A 14,378-nucleotide genomic window follows, 5' to 3' on the forward strand; every position below is an offset into this window, starting at 1 on the left:
GCTCAGAGCTCGAGCCGGGCGACGAGCTCTGACTCGCTCATGATGTGCGGGACCGTGATCTCCTGGTCATCACCGAGGAAGTAGAACCCGCACTCGATGCGCTCCGCATCGGCAAAAGCCGGCATCTTATGCACAGCCATCCGATAGATCGCCAGCTGAATCGCCCGGTCTGCCAGCTCGTCCTCACTGCGCGGGGACCTGCCGGTCTTCCAGTCGACGACGTAGTAGCCGCCGTCGATGGCGAAGATCGCATCGATCTTGCCCGGCACCGTCACCGTGTGTCCGTCAGCGCCGGTGAGGGTGAGTTCGAAGGACTGCTCCACCGCCGCCGGCTCGAGTGCTGCAAAACGTGAGCGCTCGAATCGCCGGCACAGCTCGTCGAGCTGCTCGTGCAGGTATGCCGGCAGAGTCACGGTGTTCGGGTCGTCGTCGAGGTCGCTCAGTGCCGCCTGGCCGTAGAAGTTCTCCACCCAGGCGTGGAAGGCGGTGCCGAGCCCGGCGGCGTGCGATGGGCCCTGCGGCATGGGGCGCCTGAGTTCGCGGCGGTAGCGCTGCGGGTCCTCTGCCAGCTGCACGAGCCCGGTGGCCGAGAGCCGGCTCGGCAGGGGAAACTCGTCTGCCTGCTGGGTCCGCTCCGCCTGCAGTGCCAGCGCCATCTGTGCAAGTGCGGCAACCTCGGCAGCCGCGCCGGCGTCGCTGTCCGCTTGTGATTCAGCCAGCTGCTCAAGCTCGGGTTTCGCTCGCAGGGCGGAGGCGAAAACCCCGGTCAGCTCCGCTCGTCGCGCGGCCTCCGCGGGGTCGGGACGTTTCGGCCATTCGACGGAGATCGCCTCACCCTCTGGGCGTTCGGTGTCGTCGTCTCCGGGGTTGAGGACCTCGTCGGGGTCGAGGTCGAGGACCTCAGCGGCCTCGTACAGGAATGGTGAGAACTCGTTCTGCTTCTGCCGGGTGGTGAACAGGCTGCCGCCGAGCCACAGGTGCTGTTTCGCTCGTGTCACTGCCACATAGCCGATGCGGCGTTCCTCGATGGCGTGGTGCAGGTTGAGCTGTTCTTTCAGCTCCGTGTCCCGGTATGTCTCGATGTCGTCTTCGGTGGCGAATCGGGTGTCGGTGAGGTCGAAGCGGGGAATGTGGTGCCGGTCGCCGCGCAGCGCATACGGCAGCATTCCGCCGGTGAGCCACGCCTGGTGGCTGCGCAGCGTGGTGGGCATGTCCCCTTCGGTCAGGTGCGGGATGGCGACGATGTCGAATCCCAGCCCTTTCGACCCGTGAACGGTCATGATCGTGATGGCGCCCTCGGCAGCCGGCTCCTCGGGAATGCTCAGTGACTGTTCGGCGTCCATGACCGCAAGCCAGGTGAGGAAGTCATCGAGTGATCCCACCGGGTTCTGTGACACGAAGTCACTTGTCAGCGAGATGAAGGCATCGACGGACTTCTCATGGTTGGCCCGGGCTGCTTCCGGCAGTGATTCGATCTCTGTGTCGATGTCGAGCTCGACGATCACTGCCCGCACGAGGCCGGGCACGGTGACAGCCAGGCGCCTGAGGTGACGCAGGCTCTCAGCCAGGCGGATGAGCCGGCGCGTGGCCGTCTCACTGAGCTTCGACCTGCGCCAGTCAGCGACGACCGGTGAGCGCTGGGCGCTGTCTGATCCGTCGAGGGCAGAGGCGACAGCGATGAGGTCGTCAACAGCTTCGATGATCCCAACGGTGACAACTCCCGTGCCGTCTGCGGTGGCACCACTGGTCTCAGCACTGTCGGTCTCGGTGCCGGCAGCGCTCTGGCTGGCCTCGAAGACCTGCTGGGCGCGCTCGTTGCGGGCCTTGGCGAACCGGTGCAGCGCGGCGATGTCAGCAGCACCGAGTGAGCAGCTGCGACCGCTGATGAGGCGCATGAGCTCGGTGCCGGCGTTCGGATCGGCCACCGCGTGCAGGGCTGCGTGTACATCAGCGACGTAGGTGTCTTCGAGCAGTCCGTCTGCACCGGCGATGTGCACTTCGAAGCCGGCATTCTCCAGTGCGGTGGCCGTTTCAGTCAGGAAGGAGCGTTTACGGCACAGCACTGCGCGCTGGGGTGGGTCAGTCCTGCCGCTGGCGTGCCAGGTCTCGGTGGCGGCGTGCATGAAGTCGACGAGTTCTGCCATCAGGTCGGTGCCGTACGTCTGGTCGATCTCGCCGATGGTCGAGACGACGTGTGTCTGGCCGTCGCCGGCGCCGGGCCGGGGCCGCAGCACGTCCTTCTCGTCGTATTCCGGCAGGTCCTCGGAGATCCGGTTGGCCACGGCGAGGATGCTCTTGTCGTTGCGCCAGCCGATGCTCAGCGTCCGGACGTGCGCGTCGGCGACGGCCGGCTGCTCGCCGCCCGGGCCGGTTGCCGGCAGCTGACGTTGGAACTGCTTCGGGAAGTCGCTGATATTGCGGGCTGAGGCGCCGCGCCAGGCGTAGATCGACTGCCGGGGATCACCGACTGCCATGACGTTCTTGCCGTTGAACAGCCGCTGCAGCAGCTGGAACTGCGAGTCCGAGGTGTCCTGGTATTCGTCGAGCATGATGGCATCCCACCTGCTGCGCTCGATCGGCAGGATCCGTCCGTCGGGCCGGCTCATGATGTCGTAGGCGTATTTCACCTGGTCGGAGAACTCCATGGCCGAGCTCTGCCGCTTGGCTGTGAGGAACCGTTCGGCCAGCACGGTGATCTTCCGCTTGTCCAGCAGCTTCTCGAGCGCGGTCCTGCTGCACAGTTCGGTGATCCGCTCGGCCAGTTCGTCGCGCGTCCCGCGGTTTGTGTGGCTTTTGCCTGCTCGGCCGACACCAGCTTCGTCGGCCAGCGCCCACAGCTCGGCGATGACGCCGTCCTTCTCCTCCTTCCGCAGCGATCGTCCCCGCCGGATCTTCGCGAAATACGATGTCAGACCGGGTTCACCGAGCAGGTGGTCGATGCAGTCGTCGAGGTAGTCGAGGACTCTCTGCGGGGTCTGCAGGTGCTCGTTGATCTGCCCTGCCATCTCGCGTACGCGCGCGATGAGAGCAGTGCGCGCAACGTCGGCGGGGATCTCGTGCGGTTCTGCGGCGAGGATGATCTGCTCGGCCAGCCGGATCGATCCAGCTGCGTCGAGGACTGAGGAGTCGGATTCGATGCCGATCGCCAGGCCGTAGTCGCTCACGAGCGAGGCGGCATAGGAGTTGTAGGTCGAGATCGTCGGCATCTCAAGATCAGCGAGCCTGCCAGGCTGCCCGCCTCCGGTGCCGGTGCTGGCAGGACGGGCGCGGCGGAAGGTGCGCACGAACGCCCAGATCCGCTCAGTGAGCTCACCGACGGCTTTGCGGGTGAATGTCAGGCCGAGGATGCGCTGCGGGTCGGCGTAGCCGTTGGCGATGAGCCACAGCACGCGAAGCGCGAGCGTCTCCGTCTTCCCTGAGCCCGCACCGGCGATGATGACGGTCGGTTCGAGTTCGGCTTCGATGATCGCCGCCTGCTCATCGGTCGGGGGGTGCACTCCGACGATCTCGGCGAGTGCGGCGGCGCTGTACTGCGCGCTCATGCGCGTGCCTCCTCGTTGTCGCTGTCCATCACGGCCGGGCATGAACTGCGCACCGGGCAGTATCGGCAGGCCTCCGGAGACGGGGTGGCTGGGAAGTACGCCGAGCGCATCTGCCGGGCGGTCTCGACGGCCATCCGGCCAGCCCAGGTGTGGCCATCGGGGCTGTCCTCGTCAGTCTGCAGGGCAGGCTGCTCGCGGGTCGTGGGCTTCCTATTGCGCAGGAATACCAGTTCCGCTCCGGCTGGCGTGCCGTGCACGTGGCTGCCGTCGGTCAGTTCGACCGTCCCGCTCGGATGTGCGAGCGCTGCCTGATAGGTGCCGAGCTGCGGGTGTTCGGGCATCTCCTTGCGTGGCGTCGGGTTCTTGCCGGTCTTGAAGTCGATGACGTACAGGCCGCGTCCGTCGGCGAGCTGCTCGATGCGGTCGATACGGCCGCGGATCTGCCACGGACCACCCTGCTCGGGGTCGTTCTCCACGGCACTGACGCTGGCTTCGACTCCGACCAGGGTAGCTTCGCTGCGGCGCGCGCGCAGGTAGGTGCTGAGATTGTCGACCATTCCTGCGATCGCCTCGTATTCGCGTTCGCGTTCCCACTCTGCGTCGAATTCGAGCTGGGCGAATTTCTCTTCGAACGCCTGCTGCATGCCCAGCAGGTCCCCATCGGGGAACTCCTCGGCCAGCGCGTGGATGAGGGTGCCGGTCGTCTGCGCCTGTGTGGCCGCCGTGTCGCCGGCGTGCCGGGAGAGGAACCACTGAAGCGGACACGTCGCGAATGTCTCCATTGTCGACGGGCTGAGGGTCACGATCTCATCTGCTGCCCGGATCGGGTCCTGTGAGCTGCGTTCGTACCAGCGCTGCCATGTCGTCGAGTCGGCTTCGCTCACATGTGCGCGCGTGAGCGCGGCGAGCAGCTTTGCCCACTGTTCCTGTTCCTCGGCGGTGTCGGCTGTTTCGAAGCGGTGCCGGGCGTGTGCTGCGATCGACCGGATGCTCAGCTGCTGGGTGGCAAGCTCAGCAGCAGGACCGGCGACGGGCGCCTCGGCGGCTGCCACCGCATCGGCGTGGTCTGCCCCGGCATCGGGGTCGGGGCGCAGCAGGGTGAAGAAGCCGCTGGGGCTCGACTCACCGTCATCGAGAGCGGTGATGAGCAGGTGGGTGCGGGCCCGGGACAGCGCGGCGAGCAGCAGCCGGGCCTCATCGCGGATGACCTCGCGGCGTCGCTGCGCGAAGCGGGCCGCCTGGGCAGCGGAGCTGTCGGTCTCAGGGCCTGCCGTTGGCAGGCGCTCATCGAGGGCGTCGCAGAGGTCGACGGTGTCGAAGATCGACCCGCGGATCTTGGGGTTGGGCCATTGGCCGTCGTTGACATCGGCGACGATGACGGCGGTGAAGTCGAGGTGGGCCACAGCTGCCGGTGAGTCGACGACGACCATGTCACCGTGATGCTGGCGGGCCAGGGAGTCCTGCGCGAAATCCTGGTCAAGGACCTTGAGGGCGAAGCTGTGGGCAGGCATCGCGTCGCGGCCGCTGTAGCGTTCGGCCAGTGTCATGAGCCGGATGACAGCATCGAGACGGTCATTGAGCGGGTGCGTCGGCTGGGATGCGACGACCGGCTCCCAGCGGCGCGCCGCGCCGGAGGTCTCCCACAGCTGCCACAGTGCCGTGTGCGGATCGGCGCCCCGCACCTCGGCGGCCGTGCTCAGCAGCCGGTGAACCATCGCCAGCTCCCTGGGCAGCTGCTCGGCAGGATAGGTGCGCAAGGCGGTGAGCAGCGCGTCGTCCGCGCTGCCGGTGAGGACGGCGAGTTCGCGTTCGAGGCCGCGCACCGCCAGCGCATCGACGTCACCGTAGACCCCGGTGAGCAGCTCGCGGGCGACGGCCTCGACGGCGATGTCGTCATCGCGATCGAGGTCGAGCAGCCGCAGCAGCGGGGCGGCAGCTGGGTCGGCGGCCAGCGACATGCTGCTGCCGGCGACCGGGATTCCCAAGTGCTCGAGCTCCTGCCGCAGCGCCGTGGCCGTGCCTGCGGTGCGGCACAGCACCGCACAGTCCGACCAGTCCAGGCCTGCGTCATGATGCCAGCGCCTCAGCGTCCGGGCGATGCCGCGGGTTCGTTCGGCCGCGCTGGGGAACACGGTGAATGACGCTGGTTCACTCGCGCCCCGCTCACCGGGTTCTGCGATTTCCTCAGCTGTGCGGTCGGGAATCGGCAGGTGTCCGTATGCCTGTTCGGCAGACAGCGCTGAAGCGAAGCTGTGCCACATCTGCGCCAGCGCACCGGCACCGCGGCAGGACGGGTCGCGCGGGTCGAGGGTGAGCACGCAGCTGCCGCCGGGTCCTGCGAGCGGCCCGCCGGTGGCGTCCTGGCGGACCGCATGGCGCAGCAGCACGCCGGTCGCCCCGCGGAACGCCTGGGTCGTCGTGTCAGGTGAGGCGGTCAGCAGGATCCGGCATCCTAAGGCCACCAGGCACTGCAGCACCGACAGTGCGCCATCGGGCAGATCCTGGGCGGCATCGACGAGCACGAAGCGCGGCACCGGCTGGCCCGGCTGTTCGCTGACAGGACGGCCGGGCACCGAGAAGTCCCAGTGGCTGCCGGCCCGCACCCCGCGGTCGTTCTGGTCGATGAGGATGCTCGTCGCCTCGGTGAGCACACTGGCGGTATCGACGCCGCTGAAACCGGGGAACGAGTTGAGCTCCAGGTACTCGCGCATCATGACGGCCAGCACCTCCCACTCCCCTCGTGCGTGGGCAGCGGCGGCTGCGAACACGTCGCTGGCATCGAGTGTGCGTGCCATGACTTCGTTGAGGGCTTCGCGCAGCTGGTCGCGGAAGCCGCGGGTGGTCCGCACCTCGGCACTCAGGTGCTCCGGCCAGGCGGGGGCGGGAACGCGCCCGGATTCGTAGCCCTCGAGCATGTCGGCGAGGAAGGCGTCCTGTTCGGCGCCGGAGATGAACCGCGACTGCCGGCCTTCGGTGGCTCCGCTGAGCGCGCTGACGAGCCCGAAGGCGAATGAGTGGATGCTGCGTGCGGCTGGTGCCGAGCGGATTCCGTTGCGGCCGGGCCCGAGGCGGTCGCGCAGCACAGTGGCGTGGTCGCGGTTGGGAGTCAGCACGAGGATGTCATCAGCACCGACGCCCGGTGTCGCGGCGAGCTGTTCGAACACCGTGCAGACAAGCGTCGTCTTCCCGGTTCCCGGCGCTCCGATGACTGTGATGTTGGACCCAGAATGCATGTCGCGCAGTTCACGAACACACCGCTCGATGACGTCACCCAAAGCAGACGCGGAACCGGCGCCTTCCCTGCTGGTGTGCGGTGTGAGCTCATCTTCCGTTGCGACCATGGCTTCATTGAAGCACAGCCCACGGACATCGCCGGGTCCGCACCGGAAACGCCTTCACCGACCCCCGCTGTCTCCTCCGCCGAACGCTTGTTACATAAATTAGAGGGCATACCGAACGCCCCGACCCCACTACCGCGGATAGGATATGGCCATGGTTCCGACACAGCGTATGCCGCGTGAGCAGCGCCGCGAACAGCTCATCGGCGTAGCGACCGCCATGTTCGCCGACTCCGGTTACCACACGACGTCGATGGACGATGTCGCGGAGGCCGCTGGGGTGTCCAAGCCGGTCCTCTACCAGCACTTCACCTCCAAGAAGGACCTGTATCTGGCCGCCATCGATGCGGCAGCGGCCGCTTTCGACGCCTCCGTCCGCAGTGCGCTGCAGGCCACGGAGAACAACGAGGAGCGCGTCTACAGCACGTTCAACGCCTTCTTCACCTTCGTCAGCGAGAACCGCAACGAGTTCATCGTGCTCTTCTCGGCCGACAGCTACGAGCCCGAGGCGGCGCGCCGGGCCGAGGCGGTCCGGCGCCGGATCGCCAGTCAGATCGCCGAGCTCATCACCCGCTACACCTACGCGACTCTCGATGAGGCGCTGCTGCTGGCGCAGGGCGTCGTCGGGATCGCTGAGAAGGCCGCCAGCCAGGTGGTCGAGTCCGCGTCGATGGATCCCCATTCGAGTGCGCGCCTCATGGCCTTCATGACCTACCGGGGGCTGACGTCGATGCCGCGCGTCGACGAGGTTGCGCCACCGGGGCCGGGCGGTTCGGCCGAAGCGCGCCCGTGGGACGTAGACTATCCAGGGTTGCCCCACCCGAACCCGGATCACAAGGAGTGAGTATGGAAGTCAAGATCGGCGTCCGCCAGGCCCCGCGCGAACTCGTCATCGAAACCGAGGCCACCGCTGAGGAGATCACCCAGCAGGTCGACGAGGCGCTGTCCTCGGGTTCGACCTTCGTCCTCGCCGACGAGAAGGGCCGCAAGGTGATCGTCCCGGCAGCCGCTCTGGCCTACGTCGAGACCGGCAGCGCCCAGCAGCATCCGGTCGGCTTCGGGCTCTCCTGAGCCCGCACGCCAGCTGACAGCCTCGCCGGCAGCGGATGCCGGCACCGTCGATGAGCGCGTTCAGGCCACGAGGCCGAGCGCGCTCATCCGCCTCGAGTGGGCGGTCATCGCCTGCTGTACCATCTGCGCCTCCGCCTCCTGCGTCTCAGCGGCGTGATAGCGGCGGATGAGCCGTCTGCCGCGGCCCATCGAATCGGCCACCAGCTTGCGTCCCCACAGCGCCAGGCGAGACGACAGCGAGGGGTCGGACTCGATCGCTGCGGCCAGCCGGGTGCGGAGATACTCGGACTGGCGTGTATCATCGAGGACAGCGGTGGCAACCTGCCGGCTCTCCTCGTCGAGGCCGGTGAGCACCGCGCGATAGAAGTCGTGCATGATCCCGTCGAGCACGTAGCCCTTCATCAGGCTTTCGTGCCAGTCATGGGGTGCGGTGCGGTCCCGCAGTTCGCTGTAGGCCTGCTGCACATGCTGCATCTGCGCCGTCGTGTCTTCGCCGAGCTCGCCGATGCGAGCGGCCAGACGCGAGAAATTGTCCAGGCAGTGTCCGGCGACAGTCGCAAGATCCACTCTGTCCTGCATGGTGGGCGCGTACTGCGCATCGGTGGCTGACCGCTCGAATGCGGTGAGCTGACCGTGGGCGATGACGGCAAGGGTTGTCACCGGAGTCGAGGCAGCTGACGAGGATTGGGGCATGCCCCATAGCCTACCGCCTCACTCAGACGTGAACGCGTGCTCCTCGAAGGAGCACTGTGAGGAGAATAACGTGACCACAACTGAACAGACTTTCGCTGACCTCGGTGTGTCAGCCCCGATCGCCGATGCGCTTGCCGACAAGGGCATCGTGCACCCCTTCCCCATCCAGGCGATGACCCTGCCGGTCGCACTGACCGGCGCCGACATCATCGGCCAGGCCAAGACCGGCACCGGCAAGACGCTGGGCTTCGGGATCCCGCTGCTCGAGCGCGTCGTCGGCCCCGATGAGGACGGCGCCCCGGCCGACCGGATCCCGCAGGCGCTCGTCGTCGTGCCGACCCGTGAGCTCGCCCAGCAGGTCGCCGGCGACCTGGAGGCCGCGTCGACGCGACGCAACATCTCCGTTGTCACCATCTACGGCGGCAAGGACTTCGAACCCCAGATCAAGGCGCTCGAATCCGGCGCCGAGGTGGTCGTCGGCACCCCCGGACGCCTCCTCGACCTCGTCGGCCGGCGCATCCTGCGCCTGGGTGGCGTGCGCACCGCCGTGCTCGATGAGGCTGACGAGATGCTCGACCTCGGCTTCCTGCCCGATGTCGAGAAGATCATCTCGCACCTGCCGGCGCAGCGGCAGACGATGCTGTTCTCGGCCACCATGCCCGGTGCGGTCATCTCGATGGCCCGCCGCTACATGATCCAGCCGACCCACATCCGCTCCCAGGACCCGGATGACACGACGCAGACGGCGAAGAACACCACCCAGTACATCTACCGCGCCCATGCGATGGACAAGACCGAGATGGTCGCTCGCCTGCTGCAGGCTGAGGGCCGGGGACGCACGATCATCTTCGCGCGCACCAAGCGCACCGCCGACCGGCTGGCCGAGGAGCTCGGCGACCGCGGCATGAACGCCAAGCCGATGCACGGCGATCTGCCCCAGCAGATGCGCGAGCGCTACCTCAAGGCCTTCCGCGACGGCACTGTCGACGTGCTGGTCGCCACCGATGTCGCCGCCCGCGGCATCGACATCTCGAACGTCACCCATGTCATCAACTACCAGTGCCCCGATGACGAGAAGACCTACGTCCACCGGATCGGGCGCACCGGCCGTGCCGGTGAGTCCGGCATCGCGGTGACGTTCGTCGACTGGGACGATGTGCCGCGCTGGAAGCTCATCAACCGCCAGCTCGGCCTCGACTTCGATGAGCCGGTCGAGACGTATTCGACGTCCCCGCACTTCTTCGAGGACCTCAACATCCCGAAGGGCACGAAGGGCCGGATCAAGGGCGCCAAGCCTGCCGAGGAGGGCCGTGACCGCCGCCGAGGCGGTGGCCGCGGCGGCCGTGATTCCGGCCGTTCCGGTGACCGCGGCCGGCAGGAGGGCCGCACGGGTGAGCGGCGTCAGCGCCGCCGCACCCGCGGCGGGCGTTCGGGTGAGAATGCCGGTGACGCCGGTGCGAACACGAACACCTCGAAGCCGGAGCAGAGCTCAGGTGAGTCCGCTCCGCGGCGGCGCCGCCGTCGCCGCCGCTCGAATGCCGAGCAGCCGGCTGCGCAGAGCTGACTTTCAGATGCTGAGGCCGGCAGAGCTGAGCTTCAGACACTGACGCCGACAGGACTGGCCCCGGAGGCTGCCCGCACAAGGCGGGCCAGCATCTCCGGGGCCGTCGTGTGCTCTGCCAGCAGGTTCGGCTTGCCGGCACCGTGATAGTCCGAGGATCCGGTGACGATGAGGTCGTGGGATGCGGCGATGCGCCGCAGCTCGGCGCGTTCGGCCACCGGGTTGTCGCGGTGGTCGACTTCGATGCCGTCAAGACCGGCGGCGATCATCTCGCGCATCCCGGCCTCGGGCACCACTCGCCCGCGCATCCGCGCCCGGGGGTGGGCGTAGACCGATACTCCGCCGGCCTCGCGGACCATGCGGATCGCATCGATCGGGCTGACTGTCGGCAGCGTGACGTAGTACTTCGACCGGGTGGAGAGCAGCTCGCCGAAGGCTGCGGTGCGGTCGTTGACGATTCCGGCGCGCACGAGCGCATCGGCGATGTGCGGCCGGCCGATCGTCGCTCCCGGTTCGCAGACGGCCTCGATATCGGCCCAGCTGAGCGGGAAGTCCTCTGCCAGGCGGGCGACGATCTCGCGTGCCCGGCCCTCACGGTCGCTGCGCGCAGCCCCGACGGTGGCGGCCAGTTCGGTGCTGCCGGGATCGTGGAGGTAGCTGAGCAGATGAACGCTGATGCCCTCGTACCGGCAGGAGATCTCCATGCCCGGCACCAGCCCGATGCCCAGCCGCGTGACCGCTTCGCTGGCTTCGGCCCACCCGCTGGTGGTGTCGTGGTCGGTCAGGCCGATGACATCGACGCCGCAGGCCGCCGCCTCGGCCATGAGCTCTGCTGGGCTCTGGGTGCCGTCTGAGACGGTCGAATGGGTGTGCAGGTCGATGATCATGAGTCGATCATAGGACGATCGCCACGATTCCTCCCCTGCCGGTGGGCGGTGGCTAGAATGGCCGCATGATGACTCAGGATTCTGACCCGAACGCGCAGACCACCAGCCCCTCCGCCGCTGAATCCGGTGCCCCCTCCGGCACCGGCTCCCCCGACCAGCCCCTGTCAGACCGAGTGAACAACCGCTCCCGCCGTCCCCAGTCGAAGGCCTTCCGCGATTTCGTCGCCTCCGGCTGGGATCGCACCAGTGAGGACGATGTCGAGCCCTTCGCCTCGGCCGCCTACACCGGTGCCCGCCGCCAGGCGCTGTCTGAGCAGTTCCCTGGCGAGCGCCTCGTCATCCCCGCCGGCGGGCTGAAGGTCCGTTCGAACGACACCGACTACCGCTTCCGCGCCCACTCGGCGTTCATCCACCTCACCGGCCTGCACTCGGACCTCGAACCCGATTCGGTCCTCGTCATGGAGCCCACCGATGACGGCCACGAGTCGACTTTCTACTTCCGCCCGCGTGCCGGAGCCGACACCGAGGAGTTCTTCTCCGATGCCCGCTACGGCGAGTACTGGGTCGGCCCGCGCGAGGACCTGGAGACGATGGCGATCAAGACCGGCATCCGGTGTGCTGACATCGCCCACGCGACCGAGGCGATCTGCCGGGACCTGGGCGCCATGTCGCTGCGCCTGGTCCGCGGTGCCGATGAGGCGCTCGACGCGCAGGTCGATGCCGCCCGCGCCGAGGTCGAGGCCGACCTGGAGATCTCCCGGGCCGGGGATGCCGAGATGGCCCAGTTCCTCTCCGAGCTGCGCCTCATCAAGGACGACTATGAGATCGGCCAGATGCGCCACGCCATCGACATCACCCGCTCCGGTTTCGACAACGTCGTCACCTCGCTGAAGGAGGCGATCGTCCACCACCGCGGCGAGCGCGTCATCGAGACGGCCTTCGAATCCGCTGCCCGCACCGACGGCAACGGCGTCGGCTACGACACCATCGCCGCTGCCGGCAACCATGCCTGCACCCTGCACTGGATCAAGAACACCGGTGAGGTTCGCGACGGTGATCTCATCCTCGTCGACGCCGGTGCGGAGGCCGATTCCCTCTACACCGCCGACATCACCCGCACCCTGCCGATCAACGGCACCTTCTCCGAGGTGCAGGGCAGGATCTACGACGCCGTCCTCGAAGCAGCTGATGCCGCCTTCGCTGTGGCCGCCGAGCACACCCAGCGCCCGGTCATCTTCGCCGAGGTCCACGATGCGGCGATGAACGTCATCGCCCACCGCCTCGAAGAGTGGGGTCTGCTGCCGGTCAGTGCCGAGGAGTCGCTCTCACCTGAGGGTCAGCAGCACCGCCGCTGGATGGTCCACGGCACCAGCCACCACCTCGGCCTCGATGTGCATGACTGCGCGCAGGCACGCGCGGAGATGTACCTGGGTGCCGAACTCAAACCGGGCATGATCTTCACGATCGAGCCGGGCCTGTATTTCAAGGCCGAGGACCAGCTCATCCCCGAGGAGTACCGCGGCATCGGTGTGCGCATCGAAGACGACGTGCTCGTGACCGAGGACGGCGTCGAGAACCTCTCGGCCGGCTTCCCGCGCACCCGCGCCGAAGTCGAGGCCTGGGTCCAGCAGGGCCGCTGAACATGCCGGTGCTGCGCCGCGGCGGAGGGGTCTGCGAGATCGACGGTGTCGGACTCGGCCACGCCGGCCGCATCGACTCCGCTGCCGGTGCGCTGACCGGCACGACCGCGCTCATCCTGCCGCCGGGCACGACCGGCGGGGTCGATGTGCGCGGCGGAGGGCCGGCCAGTCACGAGACCGAGCTGCTGGCTCCCGGCACCCTGACAGCCGGATGCGATGCCATCGTGCTCACCGGCGGCAGCGCCTATGGACTGGCCGCCGCTCACGGCGTGCAGGCCGGTCTCGCCGCTGCCGGGCGCGGGTTCCCCGCTCCCGGCCTGGCCGGCGTGACTGTCCCGCTCGTGCCGGCGGCTGGGATCTTCGACCTCGGCCGCGGCGGGGCACCCTGCCTGCCGCCGACGATCGAGACCGGGCAGGCTGCCTATGCCAACAGGCTCACCGGTCCCGAGGCGGTGGTCCGCGGGTCTGTCGGCGGCGGCATCGGTGCGTGGACCGGTCGCGGGCTGCTGCGCGGCGGCCTCGGTTCGGCTGTCATCGACACCGATACCGGCCACCGGGTGGCAGCGATCGCTGTCGCCAATCCGATGGGCACCGTCATCGCGCCGACCGGCCGGCTGCATGCTGCCGAGGTGTTCGCGGGCTACGGCATCGACGTGCCGGCAGACGACTCTGCCGCGCTGCGGGAGCGGTTCGCAGCACTGGCGGCGCAGACTGCCGGCAGCCCGCCTCCGGCGCGGAACACGACGATCGCCGCGGTGGTCACCGACGCCCAACTCGATGCCGCGCAGGCTCACCGGCTGGCGCAGTCGGCTCATGCCGGGCTGGCGCGGGCGATCCACCCCTCGCATACGCTCTTCGACGGTGATACGGTCTTCGCCGCAGCCACGGGTGCGGTACCGCTGACTCGGTCAGCCGGTGCGCCGGGTGAGGCGGATGACACGATGGTGCTCGCGCAGCTGAATATCGCGGCCGCGGATGTGCTCTCGGCAGCGATCGTCGATGCGGTCATCTCCGCTGGCGACTATGCCGAGGGTGCGCCGCTCCCGGCTTCTCCTCCCCCGCTGCGCACGGTGTGCCCGCAGCTCGCGGCTGCCTGGCAGTCACTCGACTGACGAACCCCTGCGGCTGTTGGGCTCCGTGTCTCAGCGGGTGGCGAGGATCGCCTGCGCCTCGTTCACGACGCCGGGCGGGCAGATGATGTCATAGGTCGTCGCCAGTACCTGCGGGCTGGACATCACGGCACTCTGCTTGCGGTTGATCGCCTTGATCGCAATCCCCCAGATCATGCCCAGGCCGACGCCGATGACGATGCCCGGCAGCAGCGCCCCGGTGGTCAGGGACGCGTCGGTGCCGCCGCCGAGCAGCATGAACACCAGGCCGAAGAGCATGCCGATCCAGGCTCCGGACAGCGCTCCGCGGCCGGCTGCGGCTGCCCAGGTGAGCATCCCGGTGACCGGTTCGACGATCTTGAGATTGGAGCCGACGATCGTCAGTGAGGACACGTCGAAGTCCTTTTCAGCGAGGAACCTGACCGCCTTCTGCGCATCCTCATGCGTGCGGTAGGAGCCGAGCACTTCGCCGTGCGGGATCTGGGTGACCGGTCGTCTGGAAGCCATACCTCCAGTATGGACTAGTCACCGGCTCAC

The 14,378-nt window shown here is 68.0% G+C and carries 10 protein-coding genes; 5 read left to right on the plus strand and 5 right to left on the minus strand.

Annotated elements, in window-relative coordinates; genetic code table 11:
* Positions 1 to 2: 2 nt before the first annotated feature.
* Positions 3 to 3,542 (minus strand): ATP-dependent helicase, encoded by a 3,540-nt coding sequence (locus H9634_RS06195; protein ID WP_191725836.1) that lies wholly within the window; start codon positions 3,540 to 3,542, stop codon positions 3 to 5.
* Positions 3,539 to 6,883 carry a UrvD/REP family ATP-dependent DNA helicase gene (locus H9634_RS06200; RefSeq protein WP_191725837.1) on the minus strand — a complete coding sequence of 1,115 codons (3,345 nt, stop codon included), beginning with the start codon at positions 6,881 to 6,883 and terminating at the stop codon, positions 3,539 to 3,541. The genes H9634_RS06195 and H9634_RS06200 overlap by 4 nt, the downstream gene beginning before the upstream one ends.
* A gap of 151 nt (positions 6,884 to 7,034) precedes the next feature.
* Here H9634_RS06200 and H9634_RS06205 point away from each other — a divergent pair, with 151 nt between their 5' ends.
* Both H9634_RS06205 and H9634_RS06210 read left to right on the plus strand, forming a co-directional pair.
* Complete coding sequence (locus tag H9634_RS06205; RefSeq protein ID WP_191725838.1) at positions 7,035 to 7,724, plus strand: TetR/AcrR family transcriptional regulator; 690 nt, start codon at positions 7,035 to 7,037, stop codon at positions 7,722 to 7,724.
* Between the two features lie 2 nt (positions 7,725 to 7,726).
* Positions 7,727 to 7,951, plus strand: coding sequence for a DUF3107 domain-containing protein (locus tag H9634_RS06210; RefSeq protein ID WP_191725839.1), 225 nt, complete (start codon positions 7,727 to 7,729; stop codon positions 7,949 to 7,951).
* A 60-nt stretch (positions 7,952 to 8,011) separates the two neighbouring features.
* Here H9634_RS06210 and H9634_RS06215 read toward each other — a convergent pair whose 3' ends face one another.
* Entirely contained in the window at positions 8,012 to 8,644 is a 633-nt protein-coding gene (locus tag H9634_RS06215; protein ID WP_191725840.1) for a ferritin-like fold-containing protein, read from the minus strand.
* A gap of 70 nt (positions 8,645 to 8,714) precedes the next feature.
* Between H9634_RS06215 and H9634_RS06220 the strand changes: the two genes are divergently transcribed.
* Positions 8,715 to 10,208: a DEAD/DEAH box helicase gene (locus H9634_RS06220; protein WP_318245022.1), complete on the plus strand. Its 1,494-nt coding sequence runs from the start codon at positions 8,715 to 8,717 to the stop codon at positions 10,206 to 10,208.
* Between the two features lie 32 nt (positions 10,209 to 10,240).
* Here H9634_RS06220 and H9634_RS06225 read toward each other — a convergent pair whose 3' ends face one another.
* On the minus strand, positions 10,241 to 11,092 hold the full coding sequence (locus tag H9634_RS06225) for a PHP domain-containing protein (protein ID WP_191725842.1): 852 nt from the start codon (positions 11,090 to 11,092) through the stop codon (positions 10,241 to 10,243).
* A 68-nt stretch (positions 11,093 to 11,160) separates the two neighbouring features.
* Between H9634_RS06225 and H9634_RS06230 the strand changes: the two genes are divergently transcribed.
* Entirely contained in the window at positions 11,161 to 12,732 is a 1,572-nt protein-coding gene (locus H9634_RS06230) for an aminopeptidase P family protein (protein WP_191725896.1), read from the plus strand.
* Between the two features lie 2 nt (positions 12,733 to 12,734).
* Positions 12,735 to 13,844, plus strand: coding sequence for a P1 family peptidase (locus H9634_RS06235; protein WP_225210649.1), 1,110 nt, complete (start codon positions 12,735 to 12,737; stop codon positions 13,842 to 13,844).
* A gap of 30 nt (positions 13,845 to 13,874) precedes the next feature.
* Here H9634_RS06235 and H9634_RS06240 read toward each other — a convergent pair whose 3' ends face one another.
* Positions 13,875 to 14,348 (minus strand): general stress protein, encoded by a 474-nt coding sequence (locus tag H9634_RS06240; RefSeq protein WP_175294515.1) that lies wholly within the window; start codon positions 14,346 to 14,348, stop codon positions 13,875 to 13,877.
* Between the last annotated feature and the right edge of the window lie 30 nt (positions 14,349 to 14,378).

The sequence above is a fragment of the Brevibacterium gallinarum genome (genome assembly GCF_014836885.1).
Taxonomy (GTDB): Bacteria; Actinomycetota; Actinomycetes; order Actinomycetales; family Brevibacteriaceae; genus Brevibacterium; species Brevibacterium gallinarum.